Consider the following 18,714-nt stretch of genomic DNA (forward strand, 5'->3'; position numbering starts at 1 on the left):
CGGATTTTCGCTGGATTCGGCAGGAGACAGGGGACATGCAGGCGATCAGAAGCGTCGAGTACGACCGGCCGCAAGGGCTGACGTGTGGAGTAGGCGAGGCGTGGGCGCGCGTGCCGCAAGCGCCGTCGCCGGAAGAAAGGCGCGCGTTGAAGGAGCGCATTCGCGCGCTGTTGCGGCAGGAACAGGCCGTCTTGGTCGCGCACTATTACGTCGATGCCGAGCTACAGAAACTCGCTGACGAAACTGGCGGCTGCGTCGCCGATTCGCTCGAAATGGCGCGCTTCGGCCGCGATCATGCGGCAAAGACACTGGTTGTCGCGGGCGTGCGCTTCATGGGCGAAACCGCGAAGATTCTGAGCCCGGACAAGCGCGTGTTGATGCCGGACCTCGACGCCACGTGCTCGCTCGATCTCGGCTGCCCCGCCGACGAATTCGCCGCGTTCTGCGACGCGCATCCGGACCGCACGGTCGTCGTGTACGCGAACACGAGCGCCGCCGTGAAAGCGCGCGCCGACTGGATGGTCACGTCGTCCATTGGGCTGGAGATCGTCGCGGATTTGCACGCGCGCGGCGAGAAGATTCTCTGGGCGCCCGATCGTCACCTCGGCGGCTACATCCAGAAGAAGACGGGCGCGGACATGCTTTTGTGGCAGGGCTCCTGTCTCGTTCACGACGAGTTCAAGGGCATCGAACTCGACCTGCTGCGCGCCGAGTATCCGGACGCGAAGATTCTCGTGCATCCCGAGTCGCCGGAAGCCGTGGTAAAGCTGGCCGATGTTGTCGGCTCGACCACGCAGCTGATCGACGCCGCGGTGCGCCTCGACGCGAGTCGCTTCATCGTCGCCACCGATCTCGGCATTCTGCACAAGATGCGGCTTGCCGCGCCGGGAAAGACGTTCATCGAAGCGCCGACGGCCGGCAACAGCGCCACGTGCAAGAGCTGCGCGCATTGTCCGTGGATGGCGATGAACGGTCTCGCCAATCTCGCCGACGTGCTCGAACGCGGACATAACGAGATTCACGTCGACGCCGTTATCGGGCAGCGCGCGCGCGTGCCGATCGACCGCATGCTCGATTTCGCCGCGCGCCACAAGAAGCGCGTGCAGGCGAGTGGCGACCTGGCCAAGGACACTGCGCTGTTTTCGAACGTGGGAGCCGCGTGATGCGCTACTCACCGATTTTCGAAGAAGTCCGTTCGCAATACGGCGAAGCATTCGACGCCGCGCTCGCGCGTAATGTCGCCGATGCGCTCGCCGAAGACATCGGCGCCGGCGACGTCACCGGCCGCCTCGTTCCCGCGGACGCGCGGCGCACAGCGCGGATCATCGTGCGCGAAGAAGCCGTGCTGTGCGGCGCGCCGTGGTTCGACGAAGTGATGCGGCGCGTCGATGCTTCCATCGAAGTGGAATGGCAGTATCGCGAAGGGCAGCGCATGGCCGCCGATACGCCCGTCGTGCTGCTGCACGGCCCCGCGCGCTCGCTGCTTACGGCCGAGCGAAATGGCCTCAACTTTCTGCAGCTGCTTTCGGGCGTCGCAAGCGCGACGCGCCGTTACGTCGACGCGATCGGAGGCACGCGCTCGCGCATTCTCGATACGCGCAAGACGCTGCCTGGCCTGCGGCTCGCGCAGAAGTACGCAGTGCGGGTGGGCGGCGGGGCGAACCAGCGGCTCGCGCTCTACGACGGCATTTTGATCAAGGAAAACCACATCGCGGCGGCGGGCGGCGTCGGCGCGGCCATGGACGCGGCCCTCGCGCTGAACGCGGGCGTGCCGGTTCAGATCGAGGTCGAGACGCTCGCGCAGCTCGAGACGGCGCTCGCGCACCGCGCGGAGTCCATTCTGCTCGACAACTTCACGCTCGACGCCATGCGCGACGCCGTGCGCGTGACGGCGGGCCGCGCATTGCTGGAAGTGTCGGGCGGCGTGAATTTCGAAACCGTGCGAGCGATTGCGGAAACCGGCGTCGACCGCATTTCGATCGGCGCGCTCACGAAGGACGTGCGCGCGACCGATTATTCAATGCGCCTCATCTAGCCGTCAGACCGCGCGCCGTCGCGCCGCCGGCGGCGTCAGCACGGTCGGCAGCGCCTTCGGCAAGGTTTCGGGCCAGTCGCGGCTATAGTGCAGACCGCGGCTTTCGCGCCGGGAACACGCGCTCTCGACGATCAGCGACGCCACATCCACCAGATTGCGCAGTTCCAGCAAGTCGCGGCTCACCTTGAAATTCGCGTAGTACTCGTGGATTTCGTCGCGCAAAAGCGCGATGCGATGCCGGGCGCGCGCGAGCCGCTTGTCCGTACGCACGATGCCGACATAGTTCCACATCAGAAGCCGCAGCTCGTCCCAGTTATGCGCGACGACGACTTCCTCGTCCGGATCGGAGACGCGGCTTTCGTCCCAGTCGGGCAGGGGCGCGTGGCATCCGGCCGAGAAACCGTCCGCTTCGATGGCCGCCGCCGCCGCCCGGCCGACCACGATGCATTCCAGCAACGAATTGCTCGCCAGCCGGTTCGCCCCGTGCAGCCCCGTCCACGACGTTTCCCCGACCGCGTACAGCCCGGGACGGTCGGTGCGCCCGGCGAGATCGGTCACGACGCCGCCGCACGTATAGTGCGCGGCCGGCACCACCGGAATCGGCTCCTTCGCGATATCGATGCCGAACTCGCGGCAGCGGGCGAGGATCGTCGGGAAGTGTTCTTCGAGGAACGCGCGCGGCTGGTGGCTGATATCGAGATACACGCAGTCGATGCCGCGCTTCTTGATCTCGAAGTCGATCGCCCGGGCGACGATATCGCGCGGCGCGAGCTCGGCGCGTTCGTCGTGCGCGGGCATGAAGCGCGTGCCGTCCGGCAGGCGCAGCACGCCGCCTTCGCCGCGCACGGCTTCCGAGATCAGGAACGACTTCGCGTACGGATGAAAAAGGCACGTCGGATGGAACTGGATGAACTCCATGTTCGCGACCCGGCAGCTCGCGCGCCACGCCATCGCGATGCCGTCGCCGGTCGCGGTGTCGGGATTCGTCGTATAGAGATAGACCTTGCCTGCGCCGCCCGTCGCGAGCACCGTGTGCGGCGCCTCGATCGTGACGGTGCGGCCGCTTTTCAGGTCGAGCGCGTACAGACCGTGGCAGCGATGGCCTGGCAGTCCGAGCCGGTCGGACGTGATCAGGTCGATCGCGTAGTGGTCTTCGAAAACGGTGATGTTCGGATGATTGCGCACGCGCTCGCCGAGCGTCGTGACGACCGCGTGGCCGGTGGCGTCCGCGGCGTGAATGATGCGGCGATGGCTATGCCCGCCTTCGCGCGTCAGATGGAAGCCGAGTTCGGCCGAGACGTCGCGCGTGAAGGGCACGCCTTCGTCGATGAGCCATTGAATCGCGGCGCGCCCATTCTCGACGATGTAGCGCGTCGCCGCCTCGTCGCACAGGCCGCCGCCCGCGATGAGCGTGTCGGCTACGTGGTCGTCCACGCTGTCCGCCGAATCCAGCACCGCCGCGATGCCGCCTTGCGCCCAGTCGCTCGCGCCTTCGCTCACCGCGCGCTTCGCGATGATCGCCACGCGCCGCGTCTCGGCCAGATTCAGCGCGACGCTCAGGCCCGCGAGTCCGCTCCCCACGATCGCTACATCGAAGTTCATGCCGCCGTGTCTCCGTCGCTGTCGTTGTCGATAGCCGGCAAGCATAACGCGCAAGCGCAGAGAAACCGCGAAAACCCATGCGCGACCATGTGAAACGCGTATGAAAAGCGCGTCGCAAAAACAAAAAGCCCCGCGCGAGCGGGGCTTTTTGCTGTCTTCGTCAGGCACTCAATCTCAAGTGCGGTCCGTCTTCCGCGTGAGCGGAGCAACGCCGCTTTACTTGATCTTGGTTTCCTTGTACTCAACGTGCTTGCGGACGACGGGATCAAATTTCTTGATCAGCATCTTTTCCGGCATGTTGCGCTTGTTCTTGGTCGTCGTGTAGAAGTGACCCGTGCCTGCAGTCGATTCCAACTTGATCTTGTCGCGTGCGCCCTTGGCCATGTGCGTGCTCCTTAGATTTCACCGCGTGCGCGCAGATCTGCGAGCACGGCGTCGATACCGTTCTTGTCGATCAGGCGCAGACCGGCGTTCGAAACGCGCAGACGGACCCAGCGATTTTCGCTTTCAACGAAGAAACGGCGGTTCTGCAGGTTCGGCAGGAAACGACGCTTGGTCTTGTTGTTGGCGTGGGAAACGTTGTTGCCGGACATCGGCCCTTTCCCAGTTACTTGGCATACGCGTGCCATGCGAGCACTCCTAATACAGTCTGATTCATACGCTCGGCGCAGCGGATGCTGCGGGCCGACCTCTTTTTCCCTGGTTGCCTTTACCGGGAACTTGGCAGCACGGTTATGCCAATGAGGACCGCGTAAGCTCAGAACAGGTGGGTTGAGAAAAGCAAACGCGGATTCTAGCAGGAAAAGCCGTGCGTTATCAAGACGTTTCGGCTTTTTTCCTGGCTGCGAAATCCACTTCACAGCCAGCCTTCCCGCGCGAACGAAAAAATGTCATTCGACGCGATGACCATGTGATCCAGCAGCTTGACGTCGATGAGCGAGAGCGCGTCCTGAAGCGTGCGCGTGAGCTTGCGGTCGCCCGCGCTCGGCTGGATGCCGCCGGAAGGATGATTATGCGCGACGATCAGCCCGGCCGCATTCAGCGAGAGCGCGCGCTTGACGATTTCGCGCGGATACACGGCTACGCGCGTGAGCGAGCCCCGCGCTTCCTCGCAGATGTCCAGCAGCTGATGCCGGGCGTCGAGATAGATGCCAATGAACACTTCGTTCGGCCGCGTGCCGATTTTCAGGCGCAGAAAGTCTTCGACCGCTCCCGGCGAGTTCAGAAGCAAGCGTTCCCTCGCCCGCTCCGCCAACGCGCGTCGGCACAATTCAGATACCGCGATGAGCGTCGCGGCGCGCGCCTCGCCGATGCCGCGTTCGGCGCTGAGTTCGGCAGCGGAAGCGCCTAGCATTGACCGCAGCGAGCCGAAGCGCCGCAGCAGTCCACGCGCGACATCGACCGCCGTGAGGCCGGGCACGCCGGTGCGCAGGAACAATGCGAGAAGTTCGGCGTCGGAAAGTGTCTCGGCACCGGATCTGAGCAGGCGCTCGCGCGGCCGGTCTGCTTTGTCCCAATGCGAGATGGCGAGTGTGCCGAGCCGGACCGTCGTCGCGGCCTCCGCTGGCGAGGTCGGAAAGGGTGGAGCAACCGGCTCGTCAACTGACGCGGCGATCGGCCCGTCGACCGGCCCGTCGACCGGCCGCTCAACCGGTTGGGAAACTGACGCGGCGATCGGCCTAGCAACTCGCCGGTCAACCGGATCGGCGCCTGACGCGGCCCCTGACGCCGCAACCCGCTCGTCAACCAACGCGGGAACCGGCCCACCAACCGGCGCACCAACCGGCCCGGCACCTGACGTGGCATTCGCGCAGGCCACCGGCTCCGCAGCGCCCGTCATTGCCCCCTCCCCACGGGCCGCGTTGCGCGCGCCGCCGCACCAATGCCGCACGCGCCTGACGCGTTGCCGGACCACTCTGTCTTACAATAGCGGTTTCGGCGCCCGTTTCGACCCTGCGCCACGCGGTTCGCAGCTTCGCGCCGACGAGCCGCCGCTCGCCCGGCCCACGCCGCGCTTTCGACTGAACCGCCACAACCAATACTCATGAGCATCATCGATATCTCCGAGGTCAAGCCCGGCTCCCATGTCACGCTGCATTACCGGCTGGCACTGGCCGACGGCGCCGACATCGTCAACACCTTCACCGACAAGCCCGCCACGCTCCTGCTTGGCGCGGGCCAGTTGGCCCCGCCGCTAGAAGAAATTCTCCTCGGGCTCAAGGTCGGCCACCATTCGACCTTTCGGCTAACGCCGGAGCAGGCGTTCGGGCCGCGCAATCCCGAATTGCTGCAGCGCGTGTCGCTCGCGACGCTGCGCGAAAACAGCATGGTCGGCGAGGATTTTTCGCCCGGGGATCTCGTCGAATTCAACGCGCCCAACGGCGGGCGCTACGCGGGCGTGCTCAAGGAAGTGGGCGAGACGTCGGCGCTTTTCGACTTCAATCACCCGCTTGCCGGCCAGACGCTGGCGTTCGAAGTGAAAATCATCGGAATTCTGTAGCCATGAGCCTGACCGAAAGCCTCACCGATATCGAAACCGACGTCGAAATCCTGCTCGCGCAGCCGCGCGGCTTCTGCGCGGGCGTGGACCGCGCAATCGAGATCGTCGAGCGCGCGATCAAGCTGTTCGGCGCGCCGATCTACGTGCGTCACGAGATCGTGCATAACGCGTACGTCGTCGCCGATCTGCGCAAGAAGGGCGCGATCTTCATCGAGGAACTGTCGGACGTGCCCGAGGGCAGCACGCTGATTTTCAGCGCGCACGGCGTCTCGAAAGCCGTGCGCGTCGAAGCGGAAACACGCGGGCTGCGCGTGTTCGACGCCACGTGCCCGCTCGTGACCAAGGTGCACATGGAAGTCGCGAAGATGCGGCAGGAAGGCTTCGATATCGTGATGATCGGTCACAAGGGGCACCCGGAAGTCGAAGGCACGATGGGCCAGTCGGGCGAGGGCATGCATCTGGTCGAAGATATCGAGGACGTGCTAAAGCTCGATTTGCCCGACCCGGACCGCATCGCGTACGTGACGCAGACGACGCTTTCGGTCGACGACGCCTCCGCGATCATCGACGCGCTCAAGAACAAGTATCCCGCGATCAAGGAGCCGAAGAAGCAGGACATCTGCTACGCGACGCAGAATCGCCAGGACGCGGTGAAGTTCCTCGCGCCGCAGTGCGATGTCGTGATCGTGGTCGGCAGCCCGAACAGCTCGAATTCGAGCCGGCTGCGCGAAGTGGCCGAACGCAGCGGCATTCCGGCCTATATGGTGGATTCGCCGACGCAGATCGATCCGAACTGGGTCGAAGGCAAAAAGCGCATCGGCGTGACGGCGGGCGCGTCGGCACCGGAAGTGCTCGCACAGGCCGTGATCGCGCGACTGCGCGAACTCGGCGTGCGCAGCGTGCGCTCGCTCGAAGGGATCGAAGAGACTATCTCCTTTCCGCTACCGCGCGGCTTGTCGTTGCCGCAATAGTTAGATGAAAGCTTCGAAAAGCGCCTGCGGGCGCTTTTTTTTCGCCTGCGTGCATTGCCAACGCGAAAAACGCATGCACCATTCGAGGGCGTCAGCTTAAGTATCGCATCGCGCAAACGTACTCGCCGCCGAGGCGATTAAACCCCGTTCCCGGAATGGTGCAACTGCTGCACAAAAGAGGATCGCAACCCGGTTGCGCTTTCGCGCGAAAATCGTCGAAAAATGCGGGTTGCAATGCTGGAAAACCCCGCCACGCAAGAATATTGCTCGTCTCATATTTAGCGTTACAATTCGCGCGTCCTGAGTCCGGAAGGGCCTCTGGCAACGGTTCTGAAAGGCGCAGGAGATCTGATTTGATGCGATTCAAGTTTGCTTACGCCGTGTCCATCGCGGCTGCGGTTGCAATGGCAACTGCATGCGGCAAGAGGGACGAAGGCGGAGCGAGCGGAGCAGCACCGGCGGCAAGCGCCCCGACGGCGGCAACGGCTGCGCCGGCACCGGCGAGCGAAGCAACCGTGGTGAAGATCGGCCATGCCGCGCCGTTGTCCGGCACGCAGGCGCATCTAGGGAAAGACAACGAAAACGGCGCGCGGCTCGCGCTGGAGGAAATCAGCGCGCAAGGTCTCACCATCGACGGCCGCTCCATTCGCCTCGTGCTCGACAGCCAGGACGACGCAGCCGACCCGCGCACCGGCGAAGAAGCCGCGCAGCGCCTGGTGGACGACCATGTGGTCGCGGTGATCGGCCATTTGAATTCGGGCGTATCGATTCCGGCGTCCAAGATTTATAGCGATGCGGGCATCGCGGAGATTTCCCCGTCGACGACGAACCCGCAATACACGAAGCAGGGTTACAAGACGACCTTCCGCGTGGTCGCAACCGATGCGCTGCAAGGCCCCGTGCTGGCCGGCTACGCGATCAAGACGCTGCACGCGAAGAAAGTGGTGATCGTGGACGACGCGACCGCTTACGGCCGCGGCCTCGCCGACGAGTTCGCGAAGACGGCGCAGGCGGGCGGGCTGAAGGTCGCCGCGCGCGAGACGACATCGGAGAAGGCGCGCAACTTCAAGGCGATCCTCTTGAAAATCAAGCGCATGCAGCCGGACGCCGTGATGTACGGCGGCATGGACGCAACGGGCGGCCCGTTCGCGAAAGAAGCGGCGGCGCTCGGCGTGAAGGCGAAGATTCTGGCGGGCGACGGCGTTTGCACGCAGCAACTGCCGGAACTGGCAGGCGACGCGGTGCAGAACGTCGTGTGTTCCGAAGCGGGACCCGCGCTCGCGAAGATGGACAAGGGCGCGGACTTCGCGCAGAAGTACGAGGCACGGTTTCACACGCCAGTGCAGATTTACGCGCCGTTCACGTACGACGCGGTGTACGTGATCGTCGACGCAATGAAGCGCGCCAATTCCATCGAGGCGAGCAAGGTGCTCGCGGCGATGGCCACGACGGATTTCAACGGTCTGACGGGGCATATCGCTTTCGACGACAAAGGCGATCTGAAGACGAGCACCATCACGCTTTACGACTTCAAGGACAACAAGAAGGACGTGCTCGACGTCGTGAAGCAGTAGCAGCAGGCGTTTGCAGTCTTGCGGCGCCTATCCGACAAGCGCCGTTTCGCATCCGTCTGGCGGGCGCTCGCACCTATCCGGCGGCGGGCGCAACGGCAGGCGATTAACCCTTACCGGTTTTTTTAAAAGTACGCGCAGTGCTGCTCCAGATTTCGCTTCACACCGGTTTATCGGCCGGTGATAAAGGCGTCATCCGGTCGCACGGGGCTAAGGAGCTTTATATGGATATTTTCATCCAGCAGATCCTCAACGGTCTGGTGCTTGGCAGCGTCTACGCCATCATCGCGTTGGGTTACACGATGGTGTACGGCATTCTCGGCATCATCAACTTCGCGCACGGCGACGTGCTGATGGTGGGCGCGATGGTGGCGCTTTCAGCCATCGGCGTCATGCAGAACCACTTTCCCTCGATGCCCGGCCCGATCATGCTGACCATCGCGCTCGTCGTCGCGGCGATCGTCTGCGCGATCGTCGGCTATACCATCGAACGCGTCGCGTACCGGCCGCTGCGCAAGGCGCCGCGTCTCGCGCCGCTCATCACCGCAATCGGCGTGTCGATCCTGCTGCAAACGGTCGCCATGATGATCTGGGGCCGCAACCCGCTCGCGTTCCCGCAGCTTCTGCCGACCGATCCGATCAACGTCATCACCGCGACTGAAACCCGTCCCGGCGCGGTCATCTCGATGACGGAAATCGTGATCATCGTGGTGGCGTTCCTCGTGATGGGCGGCCTTCTGCTGCTCGTGCACAAGACCAAGCTCGGCCGCGCGATGCGCGCGATCGCGGAGAACCCCGGCGTCGCTTCGCTGATGGGCGTGAACCCGAACTTCGTGATCTCGGCGACCTTCATGATCGGCTCGGCGCTTGCTGCGCTCGCCGGCGTGATGATCGCGTCCGAATACGGCAACGCTCACTTCTACATGGGCTTCATTCCCGGCCTGAAGGCGTTCACCGCGGCGGTGCTGGGCGGCATCGGCAACCTGGGCGGCGCGATGGTCGGCGGCGTGCTCCTCGGTTTGATCGAACAGTTGGGCGCCGGTTACATCGGCAATCTGACGGGCGGCGTCTTCGGTTCCAACTACCAGGACGTGTTCGCCTTCATCGTGCTGATCATCGTGCTCGTGTTCCGTCCGTCGGGTCTGCTCGGCGAACGTGTCGCGGACCGCGCTTAAAGACCGTGTGAGGAGCTCTACAAAATGACTTCGATTCAACCGATTGAGCCGTCCACGACGCTCATCCCCGAGAAGAACACGGGCAAGACGCTCGTCGTCGGCATCATCGTCGCCGCGTTCGTGATCGCCGCGCCGATGGTCATCGGCGCAGCCGGCGGCAACTACTGGGTCCGCGTGCTCGACTTCGCGATGCTTTACGTGATGCTCGCGCTCGGCCTCAACGTCGTGGTCGGCTTCGCCGGCCTGCTGGACCTGGGCTACATCGCGTTCTATGCGGTCGGCGCGTACGTGGCGGCGCTCCTGTCGTCGCCGCAGCTGACCTCGCAGTTCGAATGGATCGCGCATCTCGCGCCGGGCGGGCTGCACGTGCCGTTCCTTCTGATCGTGCCGGTCGCGATGGCGCTCGCCGCCACGTTCGGCGTGCTGCTCGGCGCGCCGACGCTGCGTCTGCGCGGCGACTACCTCGCTATCGTGACGCTCGGCTTCGGTGAAATCGTGCGGATTTTCATGAACAACCTCGACCGTCCGATCAACATCACGAACGGCCCGAAAGGCATCACGGGCATCGATCCGGTCACGGTGGCGGGCTTCAACCTGTCGCAGACGCACGAGCTTTTCGGCATGAAGTTCCCGTCGGTGTACATGTATTACTACCTGTTCGTGCTCGGCGCGCTCATCGTGATCTGGGTCTGTACGCGCCTGCAACATTCGCGCATCGGCCGTGCGTGGGCCGCGATCCGCGAAGACGAAATCGCCGCGAAGGCGATGGGCATCAACACGCGTAACGTGAAGCTGCTCGCGTTCGCGATGGGCGCGTCGTTCGGCGGCCTGTCGGGCGCGATGTTCGGCGCGTTCCAGGGCTTCGTCTCGCCGGAATCGTTCACGTTCTGGGAATCGATCGTCGTGCTGGCGTGCGTGGTGCTCGGCGGCATGGGACACATTCCGGGCGTGATTCTCGGCGCGGTGCTGCTTGCCGTGTTCCCCGAATTCCTGCGCTCGACGATGGGTCCGCTGCAAAACGCCGTCTTCGGCCATCAGATCGTGGATACCGAAGTCATCCGCCAGTTGCTGTACGGTCTGGCGATGGTGCTGATCATGCTGTATCGCTCGGAAGGCCTGTGGCCCGCCGCGAAACACGAAGACAAGATCGCGAAGATCGCGAAGCGCAACGGCAAGAAGCCGGTGCGCGCCTAAGCGGGGGAATCAAAAAATGAGCGACAAACGTACTCGATTGTCCGTGAAGGGCGTGAACAAGCGGTTCGGCGGCTTGCAGGCGCTGTCGGAAGTGGGCCTCGAAATCAAGGAAGGCGAAATCTACGGCCTGATCGGCCCGAACGGCGCGGGCAAGACGACGTTCTTCAACGTCATCACGGGCCTCTACACGCCGGATTCCGGCGAATTCAAGCTCGACGGCGAAGCCTACACGCCGACCGCCGTGTATCAGGTGGCGAAGGCGGGCATCGCACGCACGTTCCAGAACATTCGCCTCTTCGGCGGCATGACCGCGCTGGAGAACGTGATGGTCGGCCGCCATGTGCGCACGAAGCACGGCCTCATCGGCGCGGTGTTCCAGACGCCCGCCGAACGTCGTGAAGAGAAGGAAATCAAGGAGCGCGCGCTGGAACTGCTGGAGTATGTCGGCGTGTTGCAATACGCGGACTACACGTCGCGCAATCTGTCGTATGGCCATCAGCGTCGTCTGGAGATCGCGCGTGCGCTCGCCACCGATCCGAAGCTGCTCGCGCTCGACGAGCCGGCAGCCGGCATGAACGCGACGGAGAAAGTCGAACTGACGCGCCTGCTCGACAAGATTCGCGCGGACGGCAAGACGATTCTGTTGATCGAACACGACGTGAAACTCGTGATGGGATTGTGCAACCGCATGACGGTGCTCGATTACGGCAAGGTGATCGCCGAAGGTCTGCCGCAGGACGTGCAGAAGGACCCGAAGGTGATCGAGGCATATCTGGGTGCGGGGGTGCACTAAATGGCGACCACAAGCGCAATGTTGAAGGTCAAGGGTCTGCAGGTGAACTACGGCGGCATCCAGGCGGTGAAGGGTGTCGACCTGGAAGTCGGGCAGGGCGAACTCGTTACGCTGATCGGCGCGAACGGCGCGGGCAAGACCACGACGATGAAGGCCATCACGGGCCTGAAGCCGTTCTCGGGCGGCGACATCGAGTACATGGGCCAGTCGATCAAGGGCGTGCCCACGCACGAGCTTTTGAAGCGCGGACTCGCGATGGTGCCGGAGGGGCGCGGCATCTTCGCGCGCATGTCGATTCTCGAGAATATGCAGATGGGCGCGTATCTGCGCAACGATTCGGATGGCATTCAGAAGGACACCGAACGGATGTTCGGCTTCTTCCCGCGCCTGAAGGAGCGGGCGTCGCAGTATGCGGGCACGCTTTCGGGCGGCGAGCAGCAAATGCTGGCAATGGCGCGCGCCTTGTTGTCGCGTCCGAAACTGCTGTTGCTCGACGAGCCTTCGATGGGACTTTCGCCGATCATGGTCGAGAAGATCTTCGAAGTCGTTCGCGAGATTTCGTCGGAAGGGCTGACGGTGCTGCTCGTCGAGCAGAATGCGCGGCTTGCTCTTCAGGCCGCTAATCGCGGGTATGTGATGGATTCGGGTACCGTCACCATGTCCGGCGATGCTAAGGTCATGCTCGATGATCCTAAGGTTCGGGCTGCCTATTTGGGCGAGTGAGGTTTTTTTTCTTTCCTCGCGGGGCGGGGGTGTTGTTTGCTTCCCGCTCGGTTCGTTTCTTGGTTTACTCGTTGAACTTGTATTCGCGTCGGTCTATTGGCGTTGCCCCTCCCCGGGGCGGGGGTCACTTTCTTTGCTGCTGCAAAGAAAGTAACCAAAGAAAGCAGCTTTCTTGGCCCGCAGCACTAACAGCGTGGTCACTCCGCAGAAGAACCGTGGCACTCAGCTAATCGGCAACCCTGAATCACCTTCCACGCCCGCTGAGCGCCACGTCCTCCGAGCCCTTTGGCTCGTTAACACCACACTTCGCTTTATGCTCCGCCTGCGGTCGAGGCTTGGCACACCGCCCAACATTGTCCGGAATGCTAATGTTATGCGAATGCGCATTTGCGCGGACAAGCGCGCGTACCTACGCAAACATCGGTGTTAACGAGCCAAGGGGCTCGGAGGACGTGGTGCTCAGTGGGCGTGGAAGGTGATTCAAGGCTGCAATCCAACTGAGTACCACCGCTCTTCTGCGGAGTGACTACACTCTACTTGCTTCGTGCGGTTCCGAAAAAAGCTGCTTTCTTTGGTTACTTTCTTTGCAGCAGCAAAGAAAGTGACCCCCGCCCCGGGAAGGGGCAACACTAATAGACCGACGCGAAAACAAGTTCCACGAAGAAAGCAGCGGGCACCCCCATAAACCGACGCGAAAACAAGTTCCACGAACAAAGCAGCGGGCACCCCCGCTCCGGAGAGGGGCAACACAAATAGACCGACACAAAAGAACGAAGCAACAAACCTAAAGCCGCTTCCCAAGACTAACGACCTCATCAACGCGATACCCAAGCCGCTCATAAAACGGCAAAAGATCCCGCCGAGCAGAAAGAATCTGCAAATTAACCTTAGGGCATCCAGCACGGACAAGCGCCGCTTCCGCATGAAGCATTAAAGCGCGCCCATACCCGCGCCCCCGCAGGGAAGCCGCAACGGCGAGCGAATAAATCCACCCGCGATGCCCGTCGTATCCGCACATCACAGTCCCGACGACATCCCCCTCGAGCACTCCGACAAAGAACAACTCCGGCTGCGTCCTCATCTTGTTGGCGATCGACAAAGCCGGATCGCGCTGCGGCCGCGATGCATCCGCGTACTCCGGGAACACATCGCGCCACAGAGCGATCACGGCATCGCGATCGCTCGCATCGAACGTGCGGATGATCACAGCGAATCGAGGACCGAGCGCAGCATCGACATCATTTGATCGATCTCGTCCTTGGTCACATTGAGCGCGGGCATGAAGCGCAGCAGATTGGGCCGCGCCGCGTTCAGCAAGAGTCCGTCAGGCTGCATCAGCCGAGCCTTCTCGACAATCTGCGGCCCCTGATCGCCATCCAGCAGCAACGCGCGCAACAGACCTTCGCCGCGCTCGCCGTTGAAGCCGCGTTCGTCCGATAGCTTCAGCAATTCCGAACGCAAATACTCGCCGCGCTCGCGCACGCCTTCGAGAAAGCCCGGTGCCGTCAGTTGCGAAATCACTGAGAAGCCCGCCGCCGTCATCAGCGGATTGCCGTTGTACGTGCCGCCCTGATCGCCCGCTTCGAAGCACGCCACATCCGCCGTGGAAAGCAGCGCCGCGAGCGGCACGCCGCCGCCGATGCCCTTGCCGAGCGTCATGATGTCCGGCTCGATGCCCGACAGCTCGTACGCGAACAACGTGCCCGCGCGACCGCAGCCGCTTTGCACTTCATCGACGATCAAGAGGATGTTGTGCCGCTTCGTCAGCGCGCGCAGCTCCCGCATGAACTCGCGCGTCGCGGGAATCACGCCGCCTTCGCCCTGAATCGGCTCCAGCATCACGGCCACGGTCTTTTCGTTGATGAGCTTCTCGACCGATGCGATGTCGTTCAGGTCCGCCTTCGGAAAGCCCGGCACCTGCGGCGCGTAGATCGTGTCCCAGCCCGCCTTGCCGCTTGCCGACATGGTCGCGAGCGTGCGGCCGTGAAAGCTGTGATCGAACGTGATGATCTCGTACGCGCCGTTGCGGAACTTGCGGCCCCACTTGCGCGAGAGCTTGATGGCGCCTTCGTTCGCTTCCGCGCCGCTATTGGCGAAGAACACCTTGTCGAAGCAACTGTGCTCGGTGAGCAGCGCGGCGAGCTTCGCCATCGGCTCGTTGTAGAACGCGGGCGATGGATTGATCAGCGTGCGCGCCTGCTTCTCGAGCGCCTCGATCACGCCGTCGTTGCAGTGGCCGAGCGAATTCACGGCCCAGCCCTGAATGAAGTCGAGATAGCGTTTGCCGGTGTTGTCGTAAAGCCAGGAGCCCTTGCCGCGCGTGAACACGATCTCGGGGCGGTTCGTGATGTACATCAGCGAATCGACGGGGTACTCATTGAAATTCATGACAGCGGGCTCCGGGCGTTGACTCAGGTAAAAAACGGCGCGCAAAAAACAAAAGCCACGGTGTTTCCGTGGCTTCATTCTTTGCGCTTCAGACTAACCGAACATGACGAGCGCGAATGCATGACGAGCCAGCGGCATCCCTAGGGAAGCGGCGAGCGGCGGCGTCGGACGATGTAGGCGATTCGGTTCATTCGCGAAGGATACGTGATGACGTTCGTGCATGTAAACCGCCGGCGTCGATTTGTTGCGCGCCGGCGGCATGCGTGGACCGCGCGGGCCGTCAGACCGGATGCGCGAGGTCCGCTGCGCTCGTGAACGAATCCGCGTAGAACTCGTCCTCCGGCAAGCGGTGGTGCTGCGTGAAGTCGCGCTGCGCCGATTCCACCATCACGGGCGCGCCGCACGCATAGACCTGATACGCGCTCAAGTCTGGCAGATCTTCGATGACAGCGCGATGAACGAAGCCCGTGCGGCCGGTCCAGCCGTCGTGCGGTTCGGGTTCGGACAGCACCGGCACGAACTTGAAGTTCGGCACTTCCTTCGCCCATTGCTCGGCGAGGTCCATCATGTACAGATCTTTCTTGCGGCGGCCGCCCCAGTAAAGTGTCATCGGCCGGTTCAGGTTCTTGAAGACCGCATGTTCGATGATCGCCTTGATCGGCGCGAAGCCCGTGCCCGATGCGAGCAGCACGATGGGCTTGTCCGATTCGTCGCGCAGGAAGAACGTCCCGAGCGGGCCTTCGAAGCGCAGGATGTCGCGCTCTTTCATCGCGCCGAACACGTGGTCCGTGAACGTCCCGCCCGGCATGTGACGAATATGCAATTCGAGCGGGCCTTCGTGGTGCGGCGGGCTCGCCATCGAATAACTGCGGCGCTTGCCGTCCTTCAGAATGAATTCGATGTACTGCCCCGCGAGATATTGCAGGCGCTCGTTGGCGGGCAGTTGCAGCTTCATTTCGATGACGTCGTCAGCCTTGCGCTGAAGCGCGTTCACGCGGCACGGCAGCTTCTTGACCTGCACGTCGCCGACGCCCGCGACTTCGCGCACGTCGATCGTGAGATCGCTCTGCGCCGTTGCGCAGCAGAAGAGCGCCATGCCGCGCGTTTTTTCGTCGTTAGAGAGCGCCGACGACGAATGCGGCGCCTGCTCGACTTCGCCTTCGACGACCGCGCCCTTGCAGGAACCGCACGCGCCGTTCTTGCAGCCGTAAGGCAAGCCGATGCCCTGGCGCAGCGCCGCGGTCAGCACCGGCTCGTCGGGTTCCACCTGAAACTGCCGGCCGCTTTGCCGGAGCGTTACGTTGAATGCCATAGATCGATTTCTTGCGATGTGTGAATGTGTCTTACGATGACGCAGGAACGCGCCAGGCAAGCGGCGGATACAATGCTCGGCATGATCGCCACTCGAACCTTGCGCCGCCCGCGCGTGCTGATCGTCGGATGCGGCGATGTCGGGCTGCGCGTGTTGCCGCTCCTGCGTTCACGCGCCGCGTCGCCTCGCGTGATCGCGCTCACGCATCATCCGGAACGCGCCGCCGAACTTCGCGCAGCGGGCGCCGTGCCGATCGCCGGCGACCTCGATGCAAAGCGCAGCCTTCGCAGGCTCGCAGGCATCGCGCCGCATGTGTTGCATCTCGCGCCGCCTCAGCGCGAAGGCGACACCGACCGCCGCACGCGTGCGTTGCTCGCGGCATTGCGTGCGCCGCGCCGTTCAGTCGCGCGTGGCGCTCAGGCCGCCGTTGCCCGGCATCGAGCGTGGCGCGCATCGACTTTCATTGTACCCGACGCCCCTTTTAGAGCCACATCCGGAGCCGTGTCGCGCGGCGCGCCTCTGCGCTTTGTCTATGCGAGCACGACGGGCGTGTACGGCGACTGTGGCGGCGCGTTGATCGACGAGACGCGGCCCGCGCGGCCGGACAACGAGCGCGCACGGCGGCGGGTGTCAGCGGAGCAGCAGTTGCGCCGCGTGGGCGCGGGAAGCGGCTGGCGCGTTTCCATCGTGCGGATTCCCGGCATTTACGCGGAGAATCGCCTGCCGCTTGCGCGCATCGAACGGGCGATGCCCGCGCTCATCGAACGCGACGACGTTTATACGAATCACATTCACGCGGACGATCTTGCCGCGATTCTCGTGCGCGCGCTCGGGCGCGGGCGGCCGCAGCGCGTCGTGAACGCATCGGACGACACGGATTTGCGCATGGCCGACTATTTCGATCGCGTCGCCGACGCGTACGGTTTGCCGCGCGTGCCACGCATCACGCGCGAGGAGGCGCAAGCGCTTCTGGAACCGGTTACGCTTTCGTTCATGCGCGAGTCGCGCCGTCTGTGCAACGCACGGATGAAGCGCGAGCTAGGCTACGCGCTGCGCCATCCGACCGTGGAGGACTTCTTGCGCTCACGCGCCGGCACGACGCGGCGCTAGATCAGCGCGGGAATCGTTTCGAGCAGGACGAAGCACATCAGCGCGCCGATCAATGCGCCGATGAGGTTCGGCGAATACCGGTGACGCACGTGCATGACGACACCCAATACCCCGATCACGACCGCGCTCAACGCCACGAACGCGATCAGCGCGACGCTCATGTGGGAAGCCATGATGCCCTCCTGCTTTCTTCTAGTGATTTTGATTCCGTAAGACGAGTATATGAGCGCCGGGCGCAGAAGGCATGCTGCGGCGCAGCGGCGACGCATCGGGGCTTGTACCGATTGGCGTGAACATTGATCGCTGCGGGGCGGGGCGCGGCAGCCCTGGGCGCGGTGCAGCGAGATCGTCGCTATCGCGCCAGCGCCATTGCCTTGCGCGAGCGACGCCGGCAGCGCATAAACGCCCACGCGCTCCCGATGCAGGTTCTATTGCTGTGGGCGGCGGGCATTGCCTTAGCCCTGCGCGCGGTGCAGCGAGGTCGTCGTCACCCGAGCCAGCGCCATTCGCCTTCCCCGAGAGACGCCGGCAGCGCAAAGCAGCCCACGCGCTCCCGGACGCAGCTTTTGTTGCAGCCGGGCGGAGCGCGGCGCGTCAGCCTTGGGCGCGCAATGCAGCGAGATCGTCGTCACCAAGCCATTGCCATTCGCCTTCCGCGAGCGACGCCGGCAGCGCAAAGCCGCCCACGCGCTCCCGATGCAGCTTCTCCACGCGATTTCCCGCTGCCGCGACCATCCGCTTGACTTGATGGTATTTGCCTTCGAGCACGGTGAGTTCGAGCAGCCGTTCGTCGCGGCGGTGCGCGGCGAGGGCGGCGCTGGGCTTCGTTTCGCCGTGCAGCAGCACGCCGTCGCGCAGGCTCGCGAGTTGAGCGTCGTCGAGCGGGTGGCGCAGCGTCGCGAGATACACCTTCGGCACCTTGCGCTTGGGCGAGGTGAAGGCGTGGACGAACGCGCCGTCGTCGGAGAAGAGGAGGAGGCCCGTCGTATCCTGATCGAGCCGGCCGACCGGCTGCACGCCGCGCTCGATCAGCTGCGGCGGCAACAGGTGAAACACGCTCAGGTGATGTTGCGGATCGCGCGAGCATTCGTAGCCCGCGGGCTTGTTCATGGCGATATACGCCTTCTCGCGATACGTCCAGACGGTGCCGTCGACTTCGAAGTCCGGCGATTCAGCGACCGCGACACCGGCGCTCGGATCGCTGCAAACGTCGCCGCCGATGCGCACGCGGCCCTCCGCGATGATGCCGCGACATTGACGGCGCGAGCCGAAGCCTTGCGAGAAGAGGAGTGATTCGAGGTCCATCGGACGAGTGAGGACGGAGGGCGCATTTTAGCAAG

The 18,714-nt window shown here is 63.7% G+C and carries 19 protein-coding genes; 10 read left to right on the forward strand and 9 right to left on the reverse strand.

Annotated features, from left to right (window positions below; genetic code table 11):
- Positions 1 to 35 precede the first annotated feature (35 nt).
- The gene (nadA, locus tag NCR37_RS02950) at positions 36 to 1,163 is read left to right on the forward strand and encodes a quinolinate synthase NadA (protein ID WP_250471467.1); all 1,128 of its coding nucleotides are present in this window, start codon (positions 36 to 38) and stop codon (positions 1,161 to 1,163) included.
- Positions 1,163 to 2,035, forward strand: coding sequence for a carboxylating nicotinate-nucleotide diphosphorylase (nadC, locus tag NCR37_RS02955; RefSeq protein WP_250471468.1), 873 nt, complete (start codon positions 1,163 to 1,165; stop codon positions 2,033 to 2,035). The genes nadA and nadC overlap by 1 nt, the downstream gene beginning before the upstream one ends.
- A gap of 3 nt (positions 2,036 to 2,038) precedes the next feature.
- On the opposite strand, the gene nadB is transcribed toward nadC, so the two are convergent.
- The 4 genes from nadB to radC all read right to left on the reverse strand — a co-directional run bounded on the left by nadB (position 2,039) and on the right by radC (position 5,387).
- Entirely contained in the window at positions 2,039 to 3,637 is a 1,599-nt protein-coding gene (gene nadB / locus NCR37_RS02960; protein ID WP_250471470.1) for an L-aspartate oxidase, read from the reverse strand.
- Between the two features lie 216 nt (positions 3,638 to 3,853).
- Positions 3,854 to 4,021, reverse strand: coding sequence for a 50S ribosomal protein L33 (rpmG, locus tag NCR37_RS02965; RefSeq protein ID WP_007180630.1), 168 nt, complete (start codon positions 4,019 to 4,021; stop codon positions 3,854 to 3,856).
- Positions 4,022 to 4,032: 11 nt separating this feature from the next.
- Positions 4,033 to 4,266 (reverse strand): 50S ribosomal protein L28, encoded by a 234-nt coding sequence (rpmB, locus tag NCR37_RS02970; protein WP_008351171.1) that lies wholly within the window; start codon positions 4,264 to 4,266, stop codon positions 4,033 to 4,035.
- A gap of 227 nt (positions 4,267 to 4,493) precedes the next feature.
- The gene (gene radC, locus NCR37_RS02975; protein WP_284506774.1) at positions 4,494 to 5,387 is read right to left on the reverse strand and encodes a RadC family protein; all 894 of its coding nucleotides are present in this window, start codon (positions 5,385 to 5,387) and stop codon (positions 4,494 to 4,496) included.
- Positions 5,388 to 5,681: 294 nt separating this feature from the next.
- Between radC and NCR37_RS02980 the strand changes: the two genes are divergently transcribed.
- The 7 genes from NCR37_RS02980 to NCR37_RS03010 all read left to right on the forward strand — a co-directional run bounded on the left by NCR37_RS02980 (position 5,682) and on the right by NCR37_RS03010 (position 12,564).
- Positions 5,682 to 6,137 (forward strand): FKBP-type peptidyl-prolyl cis-trans isomerase, encoded by a 456-nt coding sequence (locus NCR37_RS02980; protein WP_206467698.1) that lies wholly within the window; start codon positions 5,682 to 5,684, stop codon positions 6,135 to 6,137.
- A 2-nt stretch (positions 6,138 to 6,139) separates the two neighbouring features.
- Positions 6,140 to 7,108 (forward strand): 4-hydroxy-3-methylbut-2-enyl diphosphate reductase, encoded by a 969-nt coding sequence (gene ispH, locus NCR37_RS02985; protein WP_250471473.1) that lies wholly within the window; start codon positions 6,140 to 6,142, stop codon positions 7,106 to 7,108.
- Positions 7,109 to 7,464: 356 nt separating this feature from the next.
- Positions 7,465 to 8,682, forward strand: a complete 1,218-nt coding sequence (locus NCR37_RS02990) for a branched-chain amino acid ABC transporter substrate-binding protein (RefSeq protein ID WP_250471475.1) — start codon at positions 7,465 to 7,467, stop codon at positions 8,680 to 8,682.
- A 221-nt stretch (positions 8,683 to 8,903) separates the two neighbouring features.
- A complete protein-coding gene (locus NCR37_RS02995) occupies positions 8,904 to 9,854 on the forward strand; it encodes a branched-chain amino acid ABC transporter permease (protein WP_250471477.1) in 951 nt (316 codons plus the stop codon).
- A 24-nt stretch (positions 9,855 to 9,878) separates the two neighbouring features.
- The gene (locus tag NCR37_RS03000; RefSeq protein ID WP_250471478.1) at positions 9,879 to 11,048 is read left to right on the forward strand and encodes an ABC transporter permease subunit; all 1,170 of its coding nucleotides are present in this window, start codon (positions 9,879 to 9,881) and stop codon (positions 11,046 to 11,048) included.
- Positions 11,049 to 11,064: 16 nt separating this feature from the next.
- Positions 11,065 to 11,841: an ABC transporter ATP-binding protein gene (locus NCR37_RS03005; RefSeq protein WP_175939658.1), complete on the forward strand. Its 777-nt coding sequence runs from the start codon at positions 11,065 to 11,067 to the stop codon at positions 11,839 to 11,841.
- Positions 11,842 to 11,859: 18 nt separating this feature from the next.
- On the forward strand, positions 11,860 to 12,564 hold the full coding sequence (locus tag NCR37_RS03010) for an ABC transporter ATP-binding protein (RefSeq protein ID WP_159837870.1): 705 nt from the start codon (positions 11,860 to 11,862) through the stop codon (positions 12,562 to 12,564).
- Between the two features lie 784 nt (positions 12,565 to 13,348).
- On the opposite strand, the gene NCR37_RS03015 is transcribed toward NCR37_RS03010, so the two are convergent.
- The 3 genes from NCR37_RS03015 to NCR37_RS03025 all read right to left on the reverse strand — a co-directional run bounded on the left by NCR37_RS03015 (position 13,349) and on the right by NCR37_RS03025 (position 16,264).
- Positions 13,349 to 13,771 carry a GNAT family acetyltransferase gene (locus NCR37_RS03015; protein ID WP_250471480.1) on the reverse strand — a complete coding sequence of 141 codons (423 nt, stop codon included), beginning with the start codon at positions 13,769 to 13,771 and terminating at the stop codon, positions 13,349 to 13,351.
- The gene (locus NCR37_RS03020; protein ID WP_250471481.1) at positions 13,768 to 14,952 is read right to left on the reverse strand and encodes an acetylornithine transaminase; all 1,185 of its coding nucleotides are present in this window, start codon (positions 14,950 to 14,952) and stop codon (positions 13,768 to 13,770) included. Before NCR37_RS03020 ends, NCR37_RS03015 begins: the two co-directional genes overlap by 4 nt.
- A gap of 280 nt (positions 14,953 to 15,232) precedes the next feature.
- Entirely contained in the window at positions 15,233 to 16,264 is a 1,032-nt protein-coding gene (locus tag NCR37_RS03025; RefSeq protein WP_250471482.1) for a CDP-6-deoxy-delta-3,4-glucoseen reductase, read from the reverse strand.
- Between the two features lie 81 nt (positions 16,265 to 16,345).
- On the opposite strand from NCR37_RS03025, the gene NCR37_RS03030 reads away from it, so the two are divergent.
- Positions 16,346 to 17,374 carry an NAD-dependent epimerase/dehydratase family protein gene (locus NCR37_RS03030; protein WP_250471483.1) on the forward strand — a complete coding sequence of 343 codons (1,029 nt, stop codon included), beginning with the start codon at positions 16,346 to 16,348 and terminating at the stop codon, positions 17,372 to 17,374.
- Here NCR37_RS03030 and NCR37_RS03035 read toward each other — a convergent pair.
- Together NCR37_RS03035 and NCR37_RS03040 are read right to left on the reverse strand one after the other, a co-directional pair.
- Positions 17,371 to 17,547 carry a hypothetical protein gene (locus tag NCR37_RS03035; RefSeq protein WP_206467705.1) on the reverse strand — a complete coding sequence of 59 codons (177 nt, stop codon included), beginning with the start codon at positions 17,545 to 17,547 and terminating at the stop codon, positions 17,371 to 17,373. The genes NCR37_RS03030 and NCR37_RS03035 overlap by 4 nt on opposite strands.
- Positions 17,548 to 17,968: 421 nt before the next feature.
- On the reverse strand, positions 17,969 to 18,679 hold the full coding sequence (locus NCR37_RS03040; protein ID WP_250471484.1) for a pseudouridine synthase: 711 nt from the start codon (positions 18,677 to 18,679) through the stop codon (positions 17,969 to 17,971).
- Between the last annotated feature and the right edge of the window lie 35 nt (positions 18,680 to 18,714).

Source organism: Caballeronia sp. GAFFF1 (genome assembly GCF_023630705.1).
GTDB lineage: Bacteria > Pseudomonadota > Gammaproteobacteria > Burkholderiales > Burkholderiaceae > Caballeronia.